The 749-nt window shown below is 57.7% G+C and carries 2 protein-coding genes; both read right to left on the reverse strand.

Translation table 11 applies throughout. From position 1 onward, the window contains the following. A partial coding sequence (locus tag B3Y70_RS15785) for a DnaJ domain-containing protein (protein ID WP_288590068.1) occupies positions 1-293 on the reverse strand: 293 nt, incomplete at its 3' end. A 78-nt stretch (positions 294-371) separates the two neighbouring features. Then, on the reverse strand, positions 372-749 hold a 378-nt coding region (locus tag B3Y70_RS15790), incomplete at its 5' end, for an Hsp70 family protein (RefSeq protein ID WP_288590069.1).

Consider the following 749-nt stretch of genomic DNA (forward strand, 5'->3'; position numbering starts at 1 on the left):
CCGAACACATCACCAAAGATGTCGGAGAAGCTGGCGCCACCGCCACCAAAGCCGCCGCCAGCCTGACCGTCTACGCCGGCATGACCAAACTGGTCGTAGGCGGCGCGCTTACTGGAGTCCGCCAGGATTTCGTAGGCTTCGCTGGCCTCTTTGAATTTGTTCTCGGCATCTTTGTCATCCGGGTTACGGTCCGGGTGGTACTTCATCGCGAGCTTTCGATACGCCCGCTTAATTTCCTTTTCGTCCGCATCCCGGGAGATCCCGAGTACTTCGTAATAATCGCGCTTGGCCATGCTTCAAAACCCTGTTTTTATAACGAGGAAAACGCGAGCCCGGCCCGCGTTTCCCCAACTACTTGATGTACCTCGGAATTACTTCTTGTCGTCGTCTTTGACTTCCTCGAACTCGGCATCGACGGCGTCGTCAGCACTCTTGGCCTGACCTTCTTCCTGGCCACCGGCCTGCTGAGCCTGGTCGGCCTGATCCGCGTACATCTTCTGAGCCAGCTCAGAGGACACTTCGGTCAGCTTCTGAGTCTTGGCTTCGATCGCTTCCTTGTCAGAACCCTCGAGGGCCTCTTCCAGATCCTTAATGGCGGCCTCGATGGACTCCTTCTCGCTGTCGGAGACCTTGTCACCGGCTTCACTCAAGGTCTTGCGCACGGCGTGTACCATGGCATCACCCTGGTTACGGGCCTGGACAAGCTCCTCGAACTTGCGATCTTCCTCGGCATTGGCCTCGGCATCGCG

It is taken from the genome of Marinobacter sp. UBA5687 (assembly GCF_002420325.1).
Taxonomy (GTDB): Bacteria; Pseudomonadota; Gammaproteobacteria; order Pseudomonadales; family Oleiphilaceae; genus Marinobacter; species Marinobacter nauticus.